Raw genomic sequence first — 20,795 nt, forward strand, 5'->3', positions numbered from 1 at the left:
CTATGAAGAAATTCGTCGCCGCAGCAGCGGGAGGCATTGTGGCCGGTCTGTTGGTCACCACACAGGTGGCCGGGCCGCTGTTGGCAGAGGAAAGCGCGCGCAAGTCCAATGTCTATGAGCAGCTGGACCTGTTTGGCGACATTTTTGAACGCATCCGCATTCAATATGTGGAAGAGGTGGATGACGCCGACCTGATCGAAGCCGCGATCAACGGCATGTTGACCTCTCTGGACCCGCATTCCAGCTATCTGAGCCCAGATGATGCCGATGACATGCGGGTGCAGACCCGCGGCGAGTTTGGCGGCCTGGGTATCGAGGTGACGCAGGAAGAAGGCTTTGTGAAAGTTGTCTCGCCGATTGATGAAACCCCCGCGGACGCGGCGGGCATCGAAGCGGGCGACTTTATCACCCATGTGGATGGCGAAAGCGTGCTGGGCCTGACCCTGGACGAAGCGGTTGAAAAGATGCGCGGTCCAGTGGGCAGCGAGATCGTGATCACCGTGGTGCGCGAAGGCGAACCGGAGCCGTTTGACGTGACCATCGTGCGCGACACTATCAAGCTCACTGCCGTGCGCAGCCGCAATGTCGGCGAGAGCGTGGTGCTGCGGGTGACCACTTTTAACGATCAGACCACGCCAAACCTCGTGGACGGCTTCAACAAACAGGTTGAAGAGCTGGGTGGCATGGAGAACGTGAACGGGATTGTGCTGGACCTGCGCAACAACCCGGGTGGTCTGCTGACGCAGGCGATCAAGGTCTCCGACAACTTCCTAGAAAAAGGCGAGATTGTCTCCACCCGTGGCCGCAACCCGGAGGATGGCGAGCGCTACAACGCGACGCCGGGGGATCTGGCCGAAGGCAAGCCGATTGTTGTGCTGATCAACGGCGGGTCTGCGTCGGCGTCCGAGATTGTGGCTGGCGCGCTGCAGGATCACCGTCGTGCGATTGTGGTGGGCACCAAGAGCTTTGGTAAAGGTTCTGTGCAAACTGTGATGCCGCTGCGCGGCGATGGCGCGATGCGCTTGACCACAGCACGGTATTACACGCCGTCGGGCCGCTCCATTCAGGCGCTGGGCGTGAGCCCGGACATTGTGGTGGAGCAGCCACGCCGGGCCGCAGAGACACCGGAGGAGGAAGAGGACACCAACCGCCGCACCCGTTCTGAGGCGGACCTGCGCGGCAGCCTCAACAACGACAGCCTGTCCGAGGATGAGGTGCGTCAGATCGAAGAAGATCGTGCCAAGGCGGAAGAAGCTGCCAAGCTGCGCGAAGAGGATTATCAGCTGGCCTATGCGCTGGACATCCTGACCGGTCTGTCGGCGCTGGGTCCAAAAGAGTAATCCACGCGCTGCGTGAGATAGGCGGGCGTCCCGGTTGGGGCGCCCGTTTTGGTTTGAGGGGCGCTGCCCCGTCACAGCGGGCTGTGACTCCCCGAGATATTTGGGGAAGGAGAATCCCAGGTGCATTGCGTCAGGGGAAGCGCTTCGCTAGGACGGGGAGAGATCTGTGTTTGGAGTGCGCAAATGACCCGTGAAGAGCTGGAAAAACTGCCGTATCGCAAGAATGTCGGCGTGATGCTGGTGAACGCCGAGGGCGGCGTATTTGTGGGCCAACGCATCGACAGCAAGGAGCCGGCCTGGCAGATGCCGCAGGGTGGGATCGACAAGGGCGAAGAACCACGCGACGCCGCGCTGCGTGAGCTTGAGGAAGAGACCGGTGTGTCGGCGTCTTTGGTGACCATTGAAGCCGAAACCGAGGGCTGGATTGCCTATGATCTGCCGTTGGAGATTGCCTCGCGCATCTGGAAAGGCAAGTACCGGGGCCAGAAGCAGAAGTGGTATCTGATGCGGTTTCACGGGCAAGACGATCAGGTCAATATCGCGCTGGACCATCAGGAGTTTTCCGAGTGGCGCTGGCTGCCCGCGGATCAGTTGGTGGCCAATATCGTGCCGTTCAAGCGTGAGGTCTATGAGCAGGTTGTGGCGGCCTTTGAGGCGTATCTTTGAGACCTGCGCTCTGGCAAATCGCCAGATGACAAACACAAACACCGGGGGTAGAACGCCCCTGCGTGGCCCCGTGGCTCAACTGGATAGAGCAGCCCCCTCCTAAGGGGCAGGTTGCAGGTTCGAATCCTGCCGGGGTCGCCAGTATCTTTGAAATTATTGGGAAAATGGCAACACACTGGTTGGTGTGTAAAAGGTGTGTAAGTTAGCTTGTTTCGCGGGCTGGGGAAGTGCGCTTAGCCCCGGAAATGAATTTGCGACGCACAAGGAAGCTTCTTCCCATTCAGCACGTCGCAAAAATTGGTCATCTGGTAATGAACTGGCTCAAGGTCGACTTCGCTGCCGCTGATTGTGACAACTTTCTGCGGTCCGCCTCCTTGGTATACACTAGCGAAGCCTTCGGCGATGTATGACCTAATGCGGCCATGATCTCGTAGAGTGATGCACCATTTTCAGCCATATCGATGCCGACGGTTTTGCGCATTCCATGGCAGCTAAGGTTTGGTCTCAACCCTGCCTCCTGAACCCATTCCGACATCTTTGTCCCCAAGCTCTCGGGTGTGAATGGTGTACCACGGCTTGACCTGATGTATGTATCTCCTCCGTCGTAGGAGGCGTCGATGGCATCCCGTAGCGAAGCGGTCATGGGAACAATGACACTAACTCCACTTTTCTTCCGCGTTTTTTGAGGTCGAAACTTGAGCACCTCTTCCCCGCGAATGGTCTCAATGTGGCTTGGTCCGAGTATTGCTAGGTCGGCTCTACGAGGGGCTGCATGAATCAGAAGTGTCATAGCCATGTGAGCCATTGATCCTCGCTCATGAGTTCGAAAGAATGCCTCGACCTCTTCTCGTTCCCATGGCGTAAAACCGTCAGTGACAATGTCTTCCTTGCGAATGAGCCGGCTCGGGTTTGCCGACAGACCCCAGCGTTGTTCACCGTAGCGGAACAAGTGCTTGATTGCTCTAAGCGCATTGTTGAAGGCGTTATCCGTGTCTGACCATCCATCCAAAACTTGATGGATATGGTGAGGTTCTACGCTCTCTATCGGCGCTTGGCCGTATTCTTTGACAAATCGATTGATGAACCTGCTGTAGTGCTGCGCAGTGTATGGTGACATCTTTTGTTTGCGCAAAAGGGTGTCGATGTAGTCAAAGTAGTGAAATCCGAGTTCTTGGACCGTATAGGGCTGTTCCTTTTCGCGAATTCGCCGGAACAGGCTTTCTTGATACTCTTTCTGGAGGTCCCCACCTGCCAGAAGATATTCATAAGTTTTTTCAAAATCCGGATCATTTGGGGTGCCGCGAATAGTGATTCGGCGGCCACCGCTTTCGCGCTGGAATAGGTATCTAGTTTTACCGTGGCGAGTGGTCTCTTCTATCAAACACTCTCGAATCTTCGGCATGATTACACTCCCCGCTTAGTTGCGTTGAGTTTGATGATGTCCTCCATTCTTGGCGCAAGCTTCTGGGCTTGGGCTGGGGAGGCGATTTGCTCGTCAATTTGAACTTTGGACCATCTTCTCAAGCGAGGGCTAAGGTCCAAAACTGGCTGCGGCAGTTCCTTCATCGCCACAAGTTTTTTGACTGAGTTCGGGGACATATCCAGATATTCCGCCATGGTCGAAAGGCCCATCATGGCGGGCCATGATCTGGTTGGCGTTAGGCTCACTGCCTCTACGCTAAAGTTGGTATCAAATTCTGTGTGCATAGCTACTCCGTGCAGGTTTCGGTTGAAATTGAACCAACAAACAGATCAGTTTCGCAGTTGTTGGTTCTTGCAGGAGTATTTGTTTTGAATGCGCTGTGAATTCAAGTCATTGCTTTAATTTAGTTTTTTTCGTCACGAACGGCTTTGCAATCACCTGAAAACCAACGAAAGAATTATTGGGTTCTTGATTGCACTTAATTCGTTCGTGGCGCCCCAGTGGGAAGTCAAATGCCCCTGCTTCCTGTGAGCAGATTTCGGGTGTACTCTCGTAGCTCATGCGCCGCGTCGTGCATCGCTTCAGGATCATACTCTCCGATTCGCCCTTCATGCAGTTCAATGAACTCCCCTGCGGAATCCAAGAAAGGCGGTGCGACGTTCCGAAGATCAGTGATCAGAGATTGAAGTGAAAGCACATACTGCGGATAATTCGAATGGGCCTCGACTATGCGTTGACTCATAGCGGTTTCTCGGAAGAAATGTTGCGTGATTTCGTTTCCGTTCGAGAACCAAAACGGTCTCGCCAGTTCTCCGGCTGTTGCCTCTATGATCCCCTCTGGTGTTCCTAGATTCGATGACGCGACACACCTTTTTATGTATTCTGCTTCATCACCCTCATACCTACCACCATTAAAGACCATTGCAGCGAATGCGTATCCTTTATCCTGCCGCTTCTTAAATGCCCTGTTTCGGTTTCCAAATGCCGCGAATGCTGCCGGTACTTTGAGTTTTCCAAAATCGGATTGGCTCATGTTCAATGCAATGTAGGCAAGCGCAGCGGCTAATCTTGCACTAAGAAAAAGTTCCCGAGTGTTTGCCTGGACTGACAAGATATGGGCGGCTGCATTATATTCGATGAGTTCATGGTTGTAGGCCAGAGAATTAAACTCACGGTTGGCAAGTGCCATCTCAACCATCCTTGGGCCCTGGTCCGAGTGGGAGTTAATCGCTGAGATCGCCGCCCCAATTTCGGATGCAATGGCCCTGACTTCCAACAAAGCACCCACGGACACTGGCTGTCGAGCGAATGTTGATCGAGATGGGTTTTCTCCGAACCTGGCCATGAAGATTGGTCTGTCTTCGCGGGTATTCCCGAAAGGATCAATCTCAGCACCCGCAACATAGTCTATGGACCAAGGCACGTCCGCCGAATGTGTCGTCGCAGGTGGATTGGTATACCGATAGTAAGATGGGGCCAACACACTGCGATCCAGATCAAACAACTTAATGATACTAGGAAAATCGGCTTCCGTGCGTCGCTCAAGCGCCCGATACGCCCTACAAATGTCGGCGATATACTCTCTTCCCCACCTCGTACCCCAGAAGTCAAACCAGTGGGTCATCTCGTGACATAGAACCTGGATATCTTGCCTAACAGGCATCAAGTCTTTTGCTGTTAAAGCATTGCGGACATCGGTAGTGCGGAAGCAACCCACCTCTACAATCGTCGAGTGTGGTGCAAATGATCCGGCGGCAATCTGATTGGGAAAGCTGCTTGTTTGCAGCAGTTTTTGTTCAAGCTGGTGTGGAGAAAGGCTGCGCCCACTTGGTTTGAAAACTGACATTAAAAAATTCACTTGGTTCTGCTGAAGTTGTTTAGGCTGCCGGTCAGGTTCGAGAACGAGCCAGTTGGTAATCTACACCAGTCATTCGTAGCCGCCACTTCAACATTTCTTGGCTAACTAGATATTGTTGACATGCGACCTTATCAGCCATCCGGCTTCTTCTAAAAGATATCAATGCTGGTCTGGGAAGAAGTAGCGTCCCGGCTAGCCAGTCTGCTTCGTCCTCTTGATCCTGATCGAAATTCCCAGGCACCAATGAGCCGTCGTCCATTATGCACGCCTCAGCCAGATCGTGACCGAGGATGATGTGAGACAACTCATGCATAATGACATTGTTTCGCCTGCCTTCAGACGAAACGGGCTTATAGATAACCAGGTTGTCTGTCCCGATCCTCATTGTAAGTGCAGACCAAGAATCATCTGCTTCGTCACTCAAAGTCGAATGGTCTTCGACGCCAAGAGCAGCCACGTCCGAAACGGACCAAACCGTAACGCCGAGGTGTGTTGCAAGGCGATCCGCAGCCAGCGGATCAGTTTGACTTAGACCAAGTTGCCGCCGAAATTCTACTGAACGTCGCTCACATTGCGACTTAAATCCTCTACGAAATGCCAACTAGTGTCCCCTTGCATCCACTTCATCAGCGAACTGCTTAGAGGCAGCCTCGATCAAATTCGCCAATGATCTGGCAGTCGTGGGTGGCATCGCCTTCTTATTCTTGAAGGCAATTTGGAGATTGCCTACCCCAGTGAATTTTGACGGCTCTTCTTCTAACCAAGCGCATACTTTTTCAAGAGTTCCGACATCGGGCACATGCCCTTTTTCTATCCTTGAAAGGGTCGAGGGGCTGATTCCAATTTCCTTCGCCGCCGCCCTGACGCCCTGGTTTCCACGCTTTCGACTGAGTAGCGCACCCAAATCACCTACATCCATGGCTGTTCTCCCAAGTGTGCCATAGATTGGAATTAGTGTTTCACACACTGGACAGATTGTTTCCGTCTCGTTACCGTCCAACCTATGAAACACTTGAATCACGTTGTGGGACACTCGTCAACTGCGACGAATCGGAACAATGAGGCCGAGCATGAACAAACACCTGGGGACACCCGCCTTACCGTGGGACAGCATTTCTGAACAAATGTTGGCTGCGGTCGCCATCAAAATTGAACTTCCTCCGAGCATGCATGCGCTGTTATCGGAACGGAAAGCTGCCATTGAGAAACACCTTGAAAGAGATGGAAGCCCGCTCAAAGGGAAGGTTCGCCTTTTTTATCAGCAGGGGTCAGTCGCCATTGGTGCGACCATTCGGGCAAAGTTCAGGTTCGAGGGGTTTGACATCGACATTATTGTCGAACTCATGACCTCGGGCATGACCCCGTGGCAGGCTTTGGAGCTTCTCTACGAGGCGATGCGAGGTCAGCCAGGTTCACGTTACTATAACATGACTGAACGTCAGTCACGTTGCGTGACAGTCCACTATGCGGATGGGATGCATCTCGATTTATCGCCTGCGGAACTAATTGATGAATGGGACGCGCGCCGGAGTTACATCTACCACTCGAAGCCAGAAGAACCTCGAGACAAAGACCACAGAGTTTTAACCAACAGTTTCGGGTTCGCGGATGAATACAACACAACATGCCCGGTCGATCTGTCTTTCCAAAGGGAATATGCCCGTCGCGCTCTAAAGGCTGATCGTGGCCTGGTAGTTATGCAGAAGGATGCAGAATCGCTACCGGTGCCGGAGCATTCAACCGTCGTGGGTGGCAAATCCGCGGTAACAGTGGCGCTTCAACTTATCAAAAGGAACCGTAACATCCGGTGGGCCAGCCGAGACGGGCGAATGCCAGCATCCGTGATGTTGAGTTGTTTAACGCTGGAGGTCGCCGGAGCAGGGCGCACTATTGGTCAGAATCTTAAGATTATCTCCCAACACATTCTTGATCGCCTGCAGTGTGCCAGGAATCAGGGAACGCTAATTCAAGTCGAGAACCCGAGATGCCCGGGCGATATGTTTACCGACCGATGGCCGGAGAACTATGCCGCTCAGGACACGATGATTGCAGACATGCGTTTGTTTATGGGCCAACTTGACGTGCTTCTAGATGATCGACAGTCCCTTCGAGACCGCCGTGACACGCTTAAAGCAATGTTTGGCGAAGATGTCGGACAGTCGGTTGTGGACGATTTGGAGCAGGAAGTTGGTGAGGCCATTCGTTCCGGTCGACACGGCTTCGGTGCCCTTGGTGGTTTGGCTGTGAGCCCAGCTATGACCAAGGCCAAACCTGTTGTAACCCCCTCTACTTTCTATGGCACCAGGTGGAAACCCTGATGAAGTCGTTGTTGGCGCAGGTGAACGCGATGCATAGGGATTGGCCGCACTTCCAGGCGTCTTTGGGTATTGGGCCGCAATCCGTAATCTGGTTCGGCAACTTGAAAGGGCTCGAGCGGCAATTTCACGTCAGCATTGAGTACGGTCTTCCCATGAAGGGACGACACGATCAACACCGCCTCATGCCCGTAGTTCGTGTCTTAAGACCGTCGTTGATTCCGAACTGGGATGCCGAGGATGAGTCGCCCCTACCCCATGTCTATTTTGAACGCCCTGACATCAGACTGTCGCCACTGTGTCTATTCGATCCGAAAGAAGATGAGTGGGCCCCTTCTATGCTCATTAGCAGAACGACCGTTGGCTGGGCGATCCGATGGCTTGCCGCCTACGAATTTTGGGAGATGACTGGTCGATGGATCGGCGGTGGGCGACACGACGACGAGAGAACCGACAGAGGTGAAGACTATGCCGCGTGACAACGACTACGATCATTCTGTCCCTCGCCGCTCAGACGGGACTAGGCAGTCTCTAAGACCGGTTCAGTCATGGCCATCTGAAAAGCCGTTCAAGATACTGTCCATCGATGGCGGCGGCATCTTAGGTATTCTTCCCTGCATGGTCTTGGCCGAAATCGAAAAACGATTCCTAGATGGCCAGCCCATCGGAGAGCATTTCGACATGGTCGTCGGCACTTCTACCGGTGGGATCATTGCTTTGGGCCTGGGACAGGGAAAGTCAGCCCAGGAAATCTCCAAGCTATATATCGAGCGCGGAAAGTACATATTCCCGGGTGGGCGTCTAAAAAGGTGGCTCCGAGGTTGGGCGGGCTGGGCGATCACGCCATACAACCGCAGCAATCTAGAAAGAGAACTTCGCCGAGAATTCAGTGATGGGCTGCTCGGGTCTTCGAACATACCAACCTGCGTTCCGTCCTTTGAAGGCCGTTATGGTGAACCGTATGTCTTTAAGACCCCCCACCACCCCGACTACAAGAAAGACCAGTATGAACGCCTTGTTGATGTTGGGATTTCGACAGCAGCGGCCCCCACTTACTTTGCAGCGGCGCAGAGAAACGGGCACACTTTTGCCGACGGGGGTATCTGGGCCAACAATCCAGCCATGATAGGTGTAGTGGACGCTATGACTTGTTATGATATCGATCGAACCCAGATCAGGCTTCTGAGCCTGGGTTGTGGCCAAGAAAGCTATCGGATGCGGTGGTGGCATCGCATCGGAGGGCGACTTGTTTGGGCGAGTCTCTTTGTCTCTTCGGCAACGCGGGCTCAATCTCATAATGCTCTGGGGCAAGCTGGGTTGATGATCGGTCGCCCCAATATGGTCCGCCTCGACGCCCCTGAGGTAGCAATCCGCATCGGAATGGATAATGTGGACCGGGCTTTGGCCGAAATGCCTCCTATTGCGAGATCGCTTGTCGAAGGCGCGGGACACAGGATCAACGAGATGTTTCTCTGTCCAGAACAAGTTGAAGAAGCAATCCTCTGAGACCCACAATGGAAACCTGAAGTCATTCAAGTCAGGTACTAATGCAGCTTGGAGAACTTCATCTAGAATTAGAGATTGAAGCTCGGCGAGATTGTGTGGATCCGTTGTGGGTGGTCACTCCACAAAATCAAAGAACTCTCGGTAACGACCAAACGGAAATTCTAGATACCCCTGATCACACGAATAAGGGCTGCTTGCCGGTATAGTGGAGCATTGAATAGCGAGATACTCCATGAACATGTACTTTTCGATGATATGGTTTGACTTTACTTTGGCGTTCTTCCGCAGCCACTGTTTCCACCTCAGAGAAATCCAGAGTTCCATCAGTTTTCCACGAGGATATAGCCTGCGCTCAACTAAGTGCTTGTGGTTCCGGTAACCTGCAAAGAGCGGCGGGAGATGTGGTATGATATCGAGTTGCAGATCCCGCGCTTGCACGGGCAACCCGCTTGGATACCACGATGTTTTGCTGAGTGTTCTGGGGGCACCGTAAACGAAAGTCCCCTTGATGGAACATGGTGACAGCCCAATCGCGCACGGGTCGAGGAGAGAGGCGATGGCGCCACCTAACGAGTGTCCTGAAAGGTAAACAACGCATTTTGAGCGTTCCTTTTTCCCGTTGAACTTGGTTTTGAAGAACTTGCAAATTTCTAATTCGAGCTTTTTGGTTTCGACCCAAAAACCTCGGTGGTACTCCCCCTTAGCCTCTTGGAGTTTCAGAGCACACAAGTTTGACAACCATTCATACATGTAGCTAGTCCCCCGAACTCCAATCAGGAAGACATTATTCACTCTGATCACGAGTGCCAGTGAAGCATCAGTTGCGATGATATCGATCTCCAACTCTTCGCCCTCATCTTCTCCGTTGGGATTTCCGATGACACGCGCGATGTCGACGGAGCCGTGTCGGAGGAGGTGCTGGAAAGCTTCGCAGGGTATGATGGTTGCCCGCTCAATGTCATTTGTCTCACCGTCCGTCGTTACACAGTACGGAAAGAATGCAAGCAGAGAACCTGCTGATGCCGCAAAGCTCTCAGGGGGCAAGGGGGCTAAATCAAACATTGCTTGATTGAACCATCCCGCATGCTTAACCGCAGACCAGAAAGGTTTTGAGAACTCATGCAGAGCGTCGTAAACGGGCGGGCGATTGTTCAATCTATCATTCTCAATTTTTTGAATGCAATGGAGCAATTATTTATTGCCGTGTCCGTTTCTTGGGTCAACTGAGCAGGTGCGATCCTACGACCAGAGTTTTTTCCAATTAAGGTGTCTCACAAAGGACGTCTTCAGAGAGACCGCGCGTCAGGTGTTTAATTCGGTATCAAAATTGCCGAATCAGTATCCTATTGATACGATCTCACAAAGTTCAGACGGCAGTGATACTGGAGGTGGCACTTGGAGAAATGGGGGTATGTACGGGTTTCGGTAAACCGAATCGAACAGGCAGCCGGTTGGGATGAGCAGCTTGCGAAACTGAGGGAACTAGGCTGCTCGCGTTATTTCTACGAAGAGGCATCAACAAGAGGAAACCGGCCCGAGTTTAGCCGGATGCTTGACGAAGCGAACACGTGTGCCAAAGGAGGCCGTCGAATATGTCTGGTCGCAGGAAAAATGGACCGTGCGTTCCGTGACCTTGCTGCTGCCGATGAGGCAATCACACGACCCAAAAACTCAGATGTAATTTGGTTGCTCCCAGATTTGTCACCGCATCCTCTCGACCCGAACGATCCGACCCAGATGCTGCTTGTTCGCATGATGGGAGCCGTCGCTCAGTTTGAAAGGGATCGTCTCGGGGAACGCCGAGCATATGGGATCGCCCGTGCCAAGAAAGAAGGCAAATACAAGGGGCGAAAACCCACGGCTCGGCTGAAGACACCTGAAGTGCTGAAGCTGAAACAGCGAGGTTTCAAACCTGATGAAATCGCAAAACAACTTGGTCTCGGCAGAGCATCCGTGTTTCGCATTCTACGTGATCACAGGCAGAAGATTGCGACACGTTAACCGTTCGCAGACCTGCATCTTGTTTGAGGTTCATCTCTGAGCAGTGTCTCAAAATCAAAGGTAACATTATCCATTTCAGATGCCTCTTGCAGCAGCGCCGCTGCTTTTGGACTTATACGTTCGATAAGCGGCCAAGTACGTGTGTTTTGGGTATTGGTCATAGAAATTCACTCCTTTGGTTTATTTACCAAAGAATGAGTCAGTGAACGGTGTGATTAAGCCGATCAGCTTGATTGAACTGTAGAACTATGGGCGAAGTCTTGGAGGCGAGGCCAGTTTGACCATAAGAACCGATGGGGCCGTATGGCGAATACTAGGGTGGTTTCAAGCTGTGCCGGTTCTCGTTTAGATAGCACCTGACTAGCATGCTGAGGCACCATGTTTTGCTGGGATTAGTGCATTCAAGAACAAGTACACAGTTACCCCATAATAGAACTAGTATCCTTGATGAAAGAGCACGACCTTGGGGCTCGGAAACACGCCTCGCCTGCACTCTGTAATTGTCACACGGAATGCTATTTGCGTCTTTCGTCTGAAGGCTTTGATTTTGCTCAGTGGAGCTATTCTGTCTGCGATAGCCAAAGGTCCAGCGCCTTGACTGTCTCGGCCAGTTTTGCCTGAACTTTGCAAGGGCTTCAAAAACAGAAACATTGTCAAACTCGGGGTCGGCATCTGGAAAGTTTAGCTCAGTCTTCTCCATCGAGGCGTATTCTCCGTACCCGACTAGCCCACCAGTTTCCTGTCCCTGATCATCGACGGATATCGGAATATGGCGGCTGACGCACACTTGCTTCGGGCCGGGAAAAGATTTCCGTAGAACCTTCGCGATGTCGCTGGCTCGGAGAAATGGGTGATGAATAAACCCATGCGCGTGGAACATCAGACCTACGGGGGCATTGGGTGGGTTCCCCCACTCGTCACCCAAGAGTTCAGGGGCGACAGCCGTTACAGGTTTGGCTACGACATCAAATTGAAATCGAGCAACAATATCGGGCAACTCACGCTTTGCCAGACGGGAAAGCCTGCCACGTATTTTCTTCGCCATTTCTGTGCCGCTGCTATTCAACGGGATCATTGCGAGATTGATTGTGAATGGGAACACCGTGTCTAGAGGCTGATTTCGGAACGGTTCAGCTAGCCAGCCGCCACCTCTCGCCCGAAAGTTGCGATCACCGCCCCGGCCAATGCCTTTTCGGACAGTCCGTCCTCCCTTTGAGGAAACAGGAGCAGATTTTCGGTATTTGGCTTTGGTTGCAGAACATGCTTCACAGTACGCTTGGTTGCACGGTCGATAGGGCGAGCAGTTTCTTATTCTGCTCCACAAGGTTTGTAGCTCCTCCACATCGCGCAGGACTTCGCGGCTTGCACGGCGCTTGGCAGGCATGTTGCCCGTGTTGCGAAGCATCGCGTTCAGCCGCCTTCGTTTCTGTCCTCTCAATGTCCGACCTCACTAAATTGGTCGGGTATTTAGGGGGACAACTGTCGGACGCGCCGAGGTTCTGGAGATGACGTTTCAAACCCCGTCCTACAATCGGCTTCCGGGCATAAATACTTTCAGGAGGACAACCGATGAGAAGACAAAAAGTTTCGTTTCGCCAAGTTGATGAGGAGGTAATGGAAATGCTCGCAGAACTACGTGAACAAGAGCGCCGATACACAGGTGCCATCCTTGGGGACGCCGTTAGAGAGTACTGGGAGGCAACCTTCTGCGAAGACCCGGATCAAACCCCAATTAGATGAAGTGAGCCAATGTTGGAGAACCAAGCTGCCGCATGGGGCAGCGCGTCACTTGAAGTTCCGTTGGCTCATTGTCCTTCCGGAAAGAGAAACGAGCTTGCGAGTGTTTCGGACAGATGCCCCCAAGTGCCTTCATTCCGTACGGGTCACACACGTATGACTTTTCCTTTTGTTTTCAGTGTGCATGAGTACCCTGCCGGGGTCGCCATTTTCTGTTTGTTAGACTGTCGTCCGACACAGGAAGTCCGTTTTTGCGACAAACAATGGGTTTTTGAGATCCTTTAGTTGCCCCCTCACCCTTGATGTCTGTCTTTTCGGGCAGAGTTTTTGAGTACTCACAGCACCGTCAGGCAAACCTGAGTCAATGTGAGTGAACGTCGAAATGGGCGGAGAGCAGGCTTTCGCTTCGGCCGGAACCAGTGACCGCTTTGGCCCTTAAAGCAGAAGCCGCTAGAAACGACGGAGAGCTGCCATATGCGGCGAGGGGCTCAAAGTTGGTTAGGAGCTGCTCAGTGGACATTTTGGGCTAGAAAACATTTCCCTGAATCCGTTTCGTTATTTATTTCGCATCGGCCGTTTCTTCCTTGATTGTAGCCTGAGAATCGGTGGCGGTTTGGCGCTTGCTCTTACCGATGTGCCAAATCAAAAATTTGGGGAGTAGTATCGCTTCCAGTCCAAGTGAGGAGAAATTAGGTCAACTTTGTCTTGGGGTGTTTTTGTTGCGCAGGAGCGCAACCTGCGAGGCTTTTGGTGGATTTCGCGCGTACCCTGATTTCTCAGCGCCATTTGGCTTGGTTCAATCACGGAAATTGGCAAACTCAAGTAAAATTCGCTGCGCGGAAATCGTTGCCCGCGTTTCTTGGTACCGTGCGCCCTGACTGCCAGTTAGAGCGGGTCAGTTTCGACTCGGAAATTGTGCGTCCAAGGTGACGCAGGCGCATGAAGCTCTCTCAATTGCGACACACGCAATGGGGGTCACGGATAAGATTTTCAGCGCGACGGGGTCTTCTGCTTCGATAAGAATCTGAACTGTTTCAGTGGCTTGAGACAGAATTGCCCTGCTGTGTGAAAATGGCATTGACATAAATTTCCCATGTGTGAATTATATTTCAGTGGCTGATATATATTGCGGAATCGGGAGGAGGACGCGAAGCTGCTGTTAGCAGAGGTGTTCAACATCTCTATGATCCAAGGCATGGGAGGAGTGCACAATGGGGATCTTCGGAAAGAAAATTGTGACGACAACATTGCTTGCTTCGTCGCTGGCTTTGTCGGCGGGGATGGCACTGGCAGAAGACGGCAAACGCATTGCGTTTTTTGTGTCGGATCTGTCCAACGTATTTCACCAGTCGCAAGCGGCGGCTGCTGAGAAATACGCGATGGAGCAATATGGCGCCAAGGTTGTGGTGTTTGATGGTCAGGCAGACAGTGCTGTAATGACGCAGAATGTTGATCAGGTGGTGGCCGGCGGGTTTGATGCCGCAAGCCTGCATATTTGGGATGCCGAAGCAGCCGCGCCGGGTGTGATGGACGCGTTGGATGAGGGCATTGTCATGACCTCATTCTTCAGCCCGATCACCGACACCGGCATTCCAACTGCGCGTAGCGATGAGGCCAGTGTATCCTTTGAAATGGGCGCGCAGATGGCCAAGGCCTGGAAAGATGCGCATCCAGATAAGCCGATTGTGATGGTGCAACTGGGCTGGCCAAACCACACCGAAGTAAACTCCGGCCGCACAGCGCCGTTTGTCGAAGGTGTATTGTCGGTTGATCCATCGGCGGAAAACCTTGGTGCCCTGGACTCCAGCAAGGGTCAAGAAGCGGCCAAGCAGATCATCGTCGACCTTCTGACTCAGCGTCCTGAAGTGAACCTGATCTATTCCGAAGCGTCCAACCTGACCGTGGGCACCATGGCGGGTCTGTCGCAACTGGGACGAGGTAAGTTCAAGGATGGCAAGCCGCTGACGGAGATTGTGGCTAGCGTGGACTTTGATGCCGTGGAAATCGACCAGGTGTTTGATCCGGACTCCAGCCTCAAGGTCTCCATGGGCCTGCCTCCGCTGGAAACAGCGCAAGGCCGTATCGATCTGATCATGGACGTCCTGGAAGGCAAAGTGGCGCCAAAGTCTGACACTGCAGAAGAGTTCTTCTACAAAGCCTACACCATCTCTGACTGGACGATGGAGAAGGCGGACGCGCAGAAGTGGCTCGACAGCCAGTTCGGCAGCTGATCCGGATGGGGAGTTGGCGGTCCCGACAACGGTAGGGATGCCCGGCCGGGGCCGCCGCAATCACAAAGCAATTTGAAATTTGCCACCAATGAACGAAACTTTGCGCAACCAGCGCCGAAACCGGCCTCCGCTTCGATCCAGGGAGAAGCAATAATGACCGCAGAACCTGCAAATACGGTTCTTTCCGTTGATGGGCTGACCAAAGACTACCCCGGTGTTCGGGCGGTTGATAATGTCACCTTCTCGATCAACACCAGCTCTGTTCATTGTCTGGTGGGGGAAAACGGCGCTGGCAAATCCACCTTGGTGAAGATGCTCACAGGCGCGCTGGAGCCGACAAACGGTAAGATGTCCGTGAACGGACAAGCCTATGCTCCGTCCAGCCCGCAAGAGGCCCGGGACGGTGGTATCGCCACCTTGTTTCAGGAACTTCATGTGGTTGATGAATTGACGGTTTTAGAAAATTTGACTCTGGGCATGGAGAAGACCCGCTTTGGCTTTTTCGTGAAATCCGATCTTGAGGATCGTGTGATCCAGACGCTGGCCACCATCGAGCCGTCCATCGACCCAAGAGCCCGCGTCTCAACTTTGAGCGTGGCGCAGAAACAGATCATCGAAATCGCCCGTGCGGCCTCATCCGGGGCCAGCATCATTATTATGGACGAGCCCACCGCCGCCCTGTCCGAGCGGGAAGTTGAGCGGCTGTTTACTGTGATACGGCGTTTGCGTGAGAACAACGTCACTGTGATCTATATCTCCCACAAGCTTGATGAGATCTTCGAGTTGGGCGACACCGTGACGGTTCTGCGGGACGGCAAGCATATCACGACCTGTCCGTTGTCAGACGTGGATGGACGTGGAGCGCTGATCGAGATGATGATCGGCCGCACCGTCTTTCAGACCTATTCGCCGCGCGGTGCGATAGGAGACAAGGTGGTTCTAAAGGCGGAAAATCTGACCAACACATTGCTCAAGAACGTGTCGTTTGACATCAAGGAAGGCGAAATCGTTGGCTTCTACGGCCTCGTTGGCGCCGGGAAAACCGAGGTGGCACGAGCGCTTTTTGGCGCCGATCCTTTTGATGGACGCGTGACGTTTCATGACAAGTCGGGAGGGAAATCTCCTAAGGAGGCCATTGCCAAAGGCATCGCCCTGGTTCCGGAGGAGCGCCGGACGCAAGGCCTGTTCACCAGTTTGACGATCCGCGAAAATGTGCCGGTGATGAACTTGCCACGGGTGACTTCCAAGGGGGTCTTCAAAGCGGCGGATGTACGCGATGCGTCGCACGGATATGTGCGCCAGTTGGGTATTGCGACCAGTTCAATCGAGAAACACACGGAGAAGCTTTCCGGTGGAAATCAACAGAAAGTGGTGTTGGCCAAATGTCTGTTTTCGCAAGCCGATCTGCTTCTGCTTGATGAGCCAACCCGCGGTGTCGATGTCGGCGCAAAAACTGAGATCTATGACATCATCAAGGACTTGGCTGACGAAGGAAACGCCGTGGCTGTCTTTTCGTCAGAGCTCGAAGAAGTGCTGGGCATCTGTGATCGCATTTTCCTGATGTTTGATGGCCATTTACAGGAGGAAATCCTCAATGGGCCAGATGTGGACATCGCCCACATTCTCAACGTGGTCACCGGTGGCCAAGACTCCCAACATCAGGAGATTGCGCTATGAGCAGTGTCACCGAAACTCTGCCCACCAAACGTGCCCGCGAAAAGATGAGCGATGAGGCCTTCATCACATCACTGGTTGCGGGCGTTGCAATCATCCTATTCCTGATCGCCGCGATCATGGTGCCAAACTTCTTTCAGTGGCAGAACGTGGTCAACTTGGTCACCAACAACTGGGCGGTCATTGCTCTGGGTATTGGCGTCACTTTCCTGTTGGTTTCTGGCAATTTCGACCTCTCGGTCGGCGGTATTGTTGCATTGGCTGGCGTGCTCTCGGTTTGGTTTGCGCAAAGCCCGGACGGTGCGAATGCGCTGTCGACCGGCTTGGGGTTGTCCTATCCAGTTGCTATTGCCTGTGCTCTGGCAGGTGCACTGGCGATAGGGGCTCTCAACGCCCTCTTCGTAGTACGCTTTGGCATCCCGTCCATCATTGTCACCCTTGGCACCATGATGGTGGCGCGCGGCGTTGCGCAGGTCATCACCCATGGCTCTCAGCGCAACACCAACCTGCCGGACGAGTTTGGCTTTCTGGGCAATTTGAGCATGTTTGGCACCTCGATCAAATTCCCAGTGGTGCTGATGGGGGTGCTTCTGCTGATTGCGATCTTTGTGGAGCGGAAAATGGTTTTTGGCCGCCTGACCTATTGGATTGGGGCCAATCCTGAGGCGGCAACGCTTTCTGGTATCGACCGGGGCCGCCACATCACAAAGCTTTATCTGTTCAGTGCGGGCATTGCCGGGATTGTCGGTATTTTACTGGCGTCCGAATATAAGTCCGGCTTTTCCAATCGCGGCCTGCTGATGGAGTTTGACGCATTGGTTATCGCACTCTTGGGCGGTGTCGCAATTGCTGGAGGCTTTGGCTCGGTCATCGGAATGTTCTTCGGTGCAATCATCCTTGCCGTGGTCACTTCAGCGGCGACCGGCTTGGTGCTCTCGCCGGATTGGCAATTCATCCTGAAAGCCGTCGCGGTCTTCCTCGCGATTGTGGCACAAACCTGGGCATTGGCCCGTCGGAACAAGTGAGTACGATGACAATGTCTTCTCAATCCACACATCCGGAAGTCAGCTTTACTGCCAAGGCGACGGGCTTCCTGCGCAATTACTACATATACTTTGTTTTAATCGCGGTTGTCGCCTTGTTGAGCACGGCAAACCTAGACCAGTTTGGTTTGTTTGAACGTGGTAACTTTCTGAACAAGCGCAACATCATCAATATCCTGCGGGTGTCCGCGCCTATATTGGTGATTGCTGGGGCGTTCACGCTGTTGATGGTGTCAGGCTACATCGACCTCTCCGTTGGCAGCACCATGGGCCTCACAGCCGTGATCTATGCGCTGCTTGCGATCAACGGAGTGCCATTTGTGCCGGCCTTTGCGCTGACAGTTTTGGCGGGCGCGGTGTTGGGCGCGATCAACGGAATATTGGTCGTCCGACTTAACATCACACCAGTGATTGCCACGTTGATCACACTCAGCCTGTTTAAAGGCATTGCCCTCCTGCTGGTCGAAGATGGCGTGTCAGCAATCAAGTCTGGTGGCGGTCTGAAGATGCCGGCATGGTTCAATGACTATGGCCGGGATGGAATTTTCCTAAAGTTGCCTGCCGCCTTCTGGGTTGCAGTGGCGGTCACGCTGGTGCTGATCGTGGTGCAGAACCGCGGAAAGCTTGGCAAATACGCTGCGGCCACCGGCGGTAACCCCACAGCAGCGAAGCTGTCGGGCATTAATACGGGGCGTACAGTGTTCCTGCTGTATGTGATCGTAGGGGTGACCGCTGCGCTGGCTGGGATTGCGCGCTCAAGCTTCATGTCTCTGGGCGATCCGCTTTCTGGCGACGGCATGGAATTGACCGCGATCCTCGTAGTCCTGCTGGGCGGTACGGCATTTAGTGGCGGTGAAGGTCGCGTGCTGCGTTCTTTTGTCGGTGCGCTGATCATCATGGCACTCACTGTCGGCATGTTGACCATTGTGCCCGCCTATTATCAAACACTTGTCATCGGTTCCGCGCTTTTGGCGGCGGCGGCGACCAACCATCTTGTCAGCCAAAAAGGCAAAGTATCGTGAGTACCATGACCCCAAATCCAGAACAGATGCGCCTGATCGCCCAAGTGCTGTCGATGCACTACGAGGACGAACGCGCGCAGTCTGACATCGCCAAGGCACTGGATTTATCCACTGCCAAGGTCAACCGCCTGATCAAACAGGGGCGTGAGTTGGGTATGGTTCAGATCACTATCAAGAGCCCGCTGATGCGGTTCTTTGATCTGGAACGTGAGATCACCAAACGCTGGTCTCTCAAGCGCTGCCTGGTTGTCCCTTCCGTTACCGGCAGCGCGCCCTCAACGCTGAATGAGGTCGGCAAAGGTGCAGCCAAACTGCTGCTGGATGTCATCCGAGATGGGGACAAGATTGCCATTTCAGGCGGCAAAACTCTAAGTGTTTTGATTGAAAACCTGATGCCTGGCGCGGAATATGAGGTCGAGGTCGTACCCATGACCGGCGGAGTACAAGGGCAGCACTACACTGACGTGAACCACATCGCGACGCAACTGGCCGATAAGCTGTCTGGTCGCGCCCGGTTGATCCATGCGCCTTTGCACGCGGATTCCGAAGGAGAACGCGATTTGGTGATGTCGGTGAGGTCCGTCCGCGAGGTGATGGACGAAGCCCGCAGCGCCAATGTGGCGGTCGTTGGTATTGGCGCTGTGGTCGGGGCAGACAGCACCTACTATCTGGCCCATCCGGTATCAGACGTAGAGCGCAACCGCCTTTACAAGACGGGTGTGCGCAGTGAATTTTTAGGCCACCTCATTCAGGAAGACGGCTCTGTATCGGGCAACAGTTACAACTCGCGACTGGTGGCTTTGCTGCCGCAGGAACTTGCCCGCATCCCGGTCACCATCGCCATCGCATCCGGTGCAGAGAAGGTCGAGCCCATCGCCGCGGCTCTGAACGGCGGCTATTTCAATTCGCTTGTCACGGACGAGCACACCGCAACCGCGCTGCTGAAACAGGAGGTGCTCCATGCTTGATAGACAGGAAAATGAGATGCTCACGCGTGAAATTGGCCGCTCTGGCATTGAGGCCTCAGCCATTGGTCTGGGCACTTGGGCAATTGGCGGCTGGATGTGGGGTGGCACGGACGAGGCTAAATCGATCAGTGCCATCCAGGCCTCCATTGACGAGGGCATCAGCCTGATCGACACGGCGCCGGCCTATGGCCAAGGAGTGGCCGAGGAGATTGTTGGCAAGGCGCTGAAAGGGCGTCGAGACAAAGTTGTCCTGGCTACAAAATGCGGGCTGGTTTGGCACACGCAGAAAGGCAATCACTTCTTTGATTACGACAGCGGACCAGTGCATCGCTACCTAGGCAAAGACGCGATCATTTTTGAGGTAGAGCAAAGTCTGCGCCGCTTGGGGACCGACGTGATCGATCACTACATCACTCACTGGCAGGACCCGACCACACCGATTGACGAAACCATGGAGGCGTTGGAACTGTTGAAAACGCAGGGCAAAATTCGCTCCATCGGTGCCAGCAACACCACAGCTGACGACGTGCGCGCCTATTTGGATGCCGGCCAGTTGGACGCGGTGCAGGAGGAGTACTCCATGGTCAAGCGGGATCTGGACGCGAGTATGGCGCCGCTGTGTATCGAGGAGGGGGTTTCCATTCTGAGTTACTCCTCCTTGGCACTTGGTCTTCTGAGCGGAAAAGTTGGCCCTGATCGGGTGTTTGAAGGCGACGATCAGCGCAAGGGCAATCCACGATTTTCGATGGCCAACCGCGAAAAAGTGGCGCGTCTTATGCAGGCTATTGAGGTGGTTGCAGATGCGCATGGCGCCACCTGCGCCCAGACGGTCATTGCCTGGACTGTGCAACAGCCCGGGATCACCTTTTCGCTCTGCGGCGCGCGCGACGCTGGTCAAGCCGCAGAAAATGCCAAGGCGGGGCGCATTCGTCTCAGTGCTGAGGATCTTGCGATCATCGACGCAGCGGCCACGAAGAACCTGACCAACCTCGACGGGTAACCCTCGTCACA

19 protein-coding genes and 1 tRNA gene are annotated in these 20,795 nt (G+C 53.8%); 13 read left to right on the top strand and 7 right to left on the bottom strand.

Annotation, left to right across the window (positions count from 1 at the left end):
• Positions 1 to 2 precede the first annotated feature (2 nt).
• The 3 genes from SIB92_RS17220 to SIB92_RS17230 all read left to right on the top strand — a co-directional run bounded on the left by SIB92_RS17220 (position 3) and on the right by SIB92_RS17230 (position 2,147).
• Entirely contained in the window at positions 3 to 1,340 is a 1,338-nt protein-coding gene (locus tag SIB92_RS17220; RefSeq protein ID WP_412553193.1) for a S41 family peptidase, read from the top strand.
• 183 nt (positions 1,341 to 1,523) lie between these two features.
• A complete protein-coding gene (locus SIB92_RS17225) occupies positions 1,524 to 2,006 on the top strand; it encodes an RNA pyrophosphohydrolase (RefSeq protein ID WP_412553194.1) in 483 nt (160 codons plus the stop codon).
• Positions 2,007 to 2,070: 64 nt separating this feature from the next.
• Positions 2,071 to 2,147, top strand: a tRNA-Arg gene (locus SIB92_RS17230).
• Positions 2,148 to 2,307: 160 nt separating this feature from the next.
• On the opposite strand, the gene SIB92_RS17235 is transcribed toward SIB92_RS17230, so the two are convergent.
• The 5 genes from SIB92_RS17235 to SIB92_RS17255 form a co-directional block, all read right to left on the bottom strand.
• The gene (locus SIB92_RS17235; RefSeq protein ID WP_412553195.1) at positions 2,308 to 3,408 is read right to left on the bottom strand and encodes a tyrosine-type recombinase/integrase; all 1,101 of its coding nucleotides are present in this window, start codon (positions 3,406 to 3,408) and stop codon (positions 2,308 to 2,310) included.
• A 2-nt stretch (positions 3,409 to 3,410) separates the two neighbouring features.
• A complete protein-coding gene (locus SIB92_RS17240) occupies positions 3,411 to 3,713 on the bottom strand; it encodes a helix-turn-helix transcriptional regulator (protein ID WP_412553196.1) in 303 nt (100 codons plus the stop codon).
• 224 nt (positions 3,714 to 3,937) lie between these two features.
• Positions 3,938 to 5,275 carry a hypothetical protein gene (locus SIB92_RS17245; protein ID WP_412553197.1) on the bottom strand — a complete coding sequence of 446 codons (1,338 nt, stop codon included), beginning with the start codon at positions 5,273 to 5,275 and terminating at the stop codon, positions 3,938 to 3,940.
• Positions 5,276 to 5,318: 43 nt separating this feature from the next.
• Positions 5,319 to 5,672, bottom strand: a complete 354-nt coding sequence (locus SIB92_RS17250) for an ImmA/IrrE family metallo-endopeptidase (protein WP_412555864.1) — start codon at positions 5,670 to 5,672, stop codon at positions 5,319 to 5,321.
• Positions 5,673 to 5,888: 216 nt separating this feature from the next.
• Positions 5,889 to 6,206: a helix-turn-helix domain-containing protein gene (locus SIB92_RS17255; RefSeq protein ID WP_412553198.1), complete on the bottom strand. Its 318-nt coding sequence runs from the start codon at positions 6,204 to 6,206 to the stop codon at positions 5,889 to 5,891.
• 151 nt (positions 6,207 to 6,357) lie between these two features.
• Here SIB92_RS17255 and SIB92_RS17260 point away from each other — a divergent pair, with 151 nt between their 5' ends.
• From SIB92_RS17260 to SIB92_RS17270, 3 genes are read left to right on the top strand one after another with little or no spacing between them, the layout of a single operon-like run.
• On the top strand, positions 6,358 to 7,605 hold the full coding sequence (locus SIB92_RS17260; protein ID WP_412553199.1) for a nucleotidyltransferase: 1,248 nt from the start codon (positions 6,358 to 6,360) through the stop codon (positions 7,603 to 7,605).
• Positions 7,605 to 8,081, top strand: a complete 477-nt coding sequence (locus SIB92_RS17265) for a hypothetical protein (protein WP_412553200.1) — start codon at positions 7,605 to 7,607, stop codon at positions 8,079 to 8,081. The genes SIB92_RS17260 and SIB92_RS17265 overlap by 1 nt, the downstream gene beginning before the upstream one ends.
• Complete coding sequence (locus SIB92_RS17270; RefSeq protein ID WP_412553201.1) at positions 8,071 to 9,108, top strand: CBASS cGAMP-activated phospholipase; 1,038 nt, start codon at positions 8,071 to 8,073, stop codon at positions 9,106 to 9,108. Before SIB92_RS17265 ends, SIB92_RS17270 begins: the two co-directional genes overlap by 11 nt.
• 114 nt (positions 9,109 to 9,222) lie before the next feature.
• On the opposite strand, the gene SIB92_RS17275 is transcribed toward SIB92_RS17270, so the two are convergent.
• Positions 9,223 to 10,263 (bottom strand): lipase family protein, encoded by a 1,041-nt coding sequence (locus SIB92_RS17275; RefSeq protein ID WP_412553202.1) that lies wholly within the window; start codon positions 10,261 to 10,263, stop codon positions 9,223 to 9,225.
• Positions 10,264 to 10,503: 240 nt separating this feature from the next.
• On the opposite strand from SIB92_RS17275, the gene SIB92_RS17280 reads away from it, so the two are divergent.
• Positions 10,504 to 11,109, top strand: a complete 606-nt coding sequence (locus SIB92_RS17280) for a recombinase family protein (protein WP_412553203.1) — start codon at positions 10,504 to 10,506, stop codon at positions 11,107 to 11,109.
• On the opposite strand, the gene SIB92_RS17285 is transcribed toward SIB92_RS17280, so the two are convergent.
• Positions 11,106 to 11,270 carry a hypothetical protein gene (locus SIB92_RS17285; protein WP_412553204.1) on the bottom strand — a complete coding sequence of 55 codons (165 nt, stop codon included), beginning with the start codon at positions 11,268 to 11,270 and terminating at the stop codon, positions 11,106 to 11,108. The two genes, SIB92_RS17280 and SIB92_RS17285, sit on opposite strands and share 4 nt — an antisense overlap.
• Before the next feature lie 2,787 nt (positions 11,271 to 14,057).
• On the opposite strand from SIB92_RS17285, the gene SIB92_RS17290 reads away from it, so the two are divergent.
• The 6 genes from SIB92_RS17290 (at position 14,058) to SIB92_RS17315 (ending at position 20,784) form a co-directional block, all read left to right on the top strand.
• Positions 14,058 to 15,077, top strand: a complete 1,020-nt coding sequence (locus tag SIB92_RS17290) for a sugar ABC transporter substrate-binding protein (protein WP_412553205.1) — start codon at positions 14,058 to 14,060, stop codon at positions 15,075 to 15,077.
• A 153-nt stretch (positions 15,078 to 15,230) separates the two neighbouring features.
• On the top strand, positions 15,231 to 16,754 hold the full coding sequence (locus SIB92_RS17295) for a sugar ABC transporter ATP-binding protein (protein ID WP_412553206.1): 1,524 nt from the start codon (positions 15,231 to 15,233) through the stop codon (positions 16,752 to 16,754).
• Positions 16,751 to 17,776 (top strand): ABC transporter permease, encoded by a 1,026-nt coding sequence (locus SIB92_RS17300; RefSeq protein ID WP_412553207.1) that lies wholly within the window; start codon positions 16,751 to 16,753, stop codon positions 17,774 to 17,776. The genes SIB92_RS17295 and SIB92_RS17300 overlap by 4 nt, the downstream gene beginning before the upstream one ends.
• A gap of 11 nt (positions 17,777 to 17,787) precedes the next feature.
• Positions 17,788 to 18,816 (top strand): ABC transporter permease, encoded by a 1,029-nt coding sequence (locus SIB92_RS17305; protein ID WP_412553208.1) that lies wholly within the window; start codon positions 17,788 to 17,790, stop codon positions 18,814 to 18,816.
• A gap of 5 nt (positions 18,817 to 18,821) precedes the next feature.
• Entirely contained in the window at positions 18,822 to 19,784 is a 963-nt protein-coding gene (locus SIB92_RS17310; RefSeq protein ID WP_412553209.1) for a sugar-binding transcriptional regulator, read from the top strand.
• On the top strand, positions 19,777 to 20,784 hold the full coding sequence (locus SIB92_RS17315; protein ID WP_412553210.1) for an aldo/keto reductase: 1,008 nt from the start codon (positions 19,777 to 19,779) through the stop codon (positions 20,782 to 20,784). Before SIB92_RS17310 ends, SIB92_RS17315 begins: the two co-directional genes overlap by 8 nt.
• Positions 20,785 to 20,795 lie beyond the last annotated feature (11 nt).

Origin of the sequence: Shimia sp. MIT1388, from assembly GCF_047124445.1 — a bacterium.
In the GTDB taxonomy this organism is placed as follows: Bacteria; Pseudomonadota; Alphaproteobacteria; order Rhodobacterales; family Rhodobacteraceae; genus Shimia.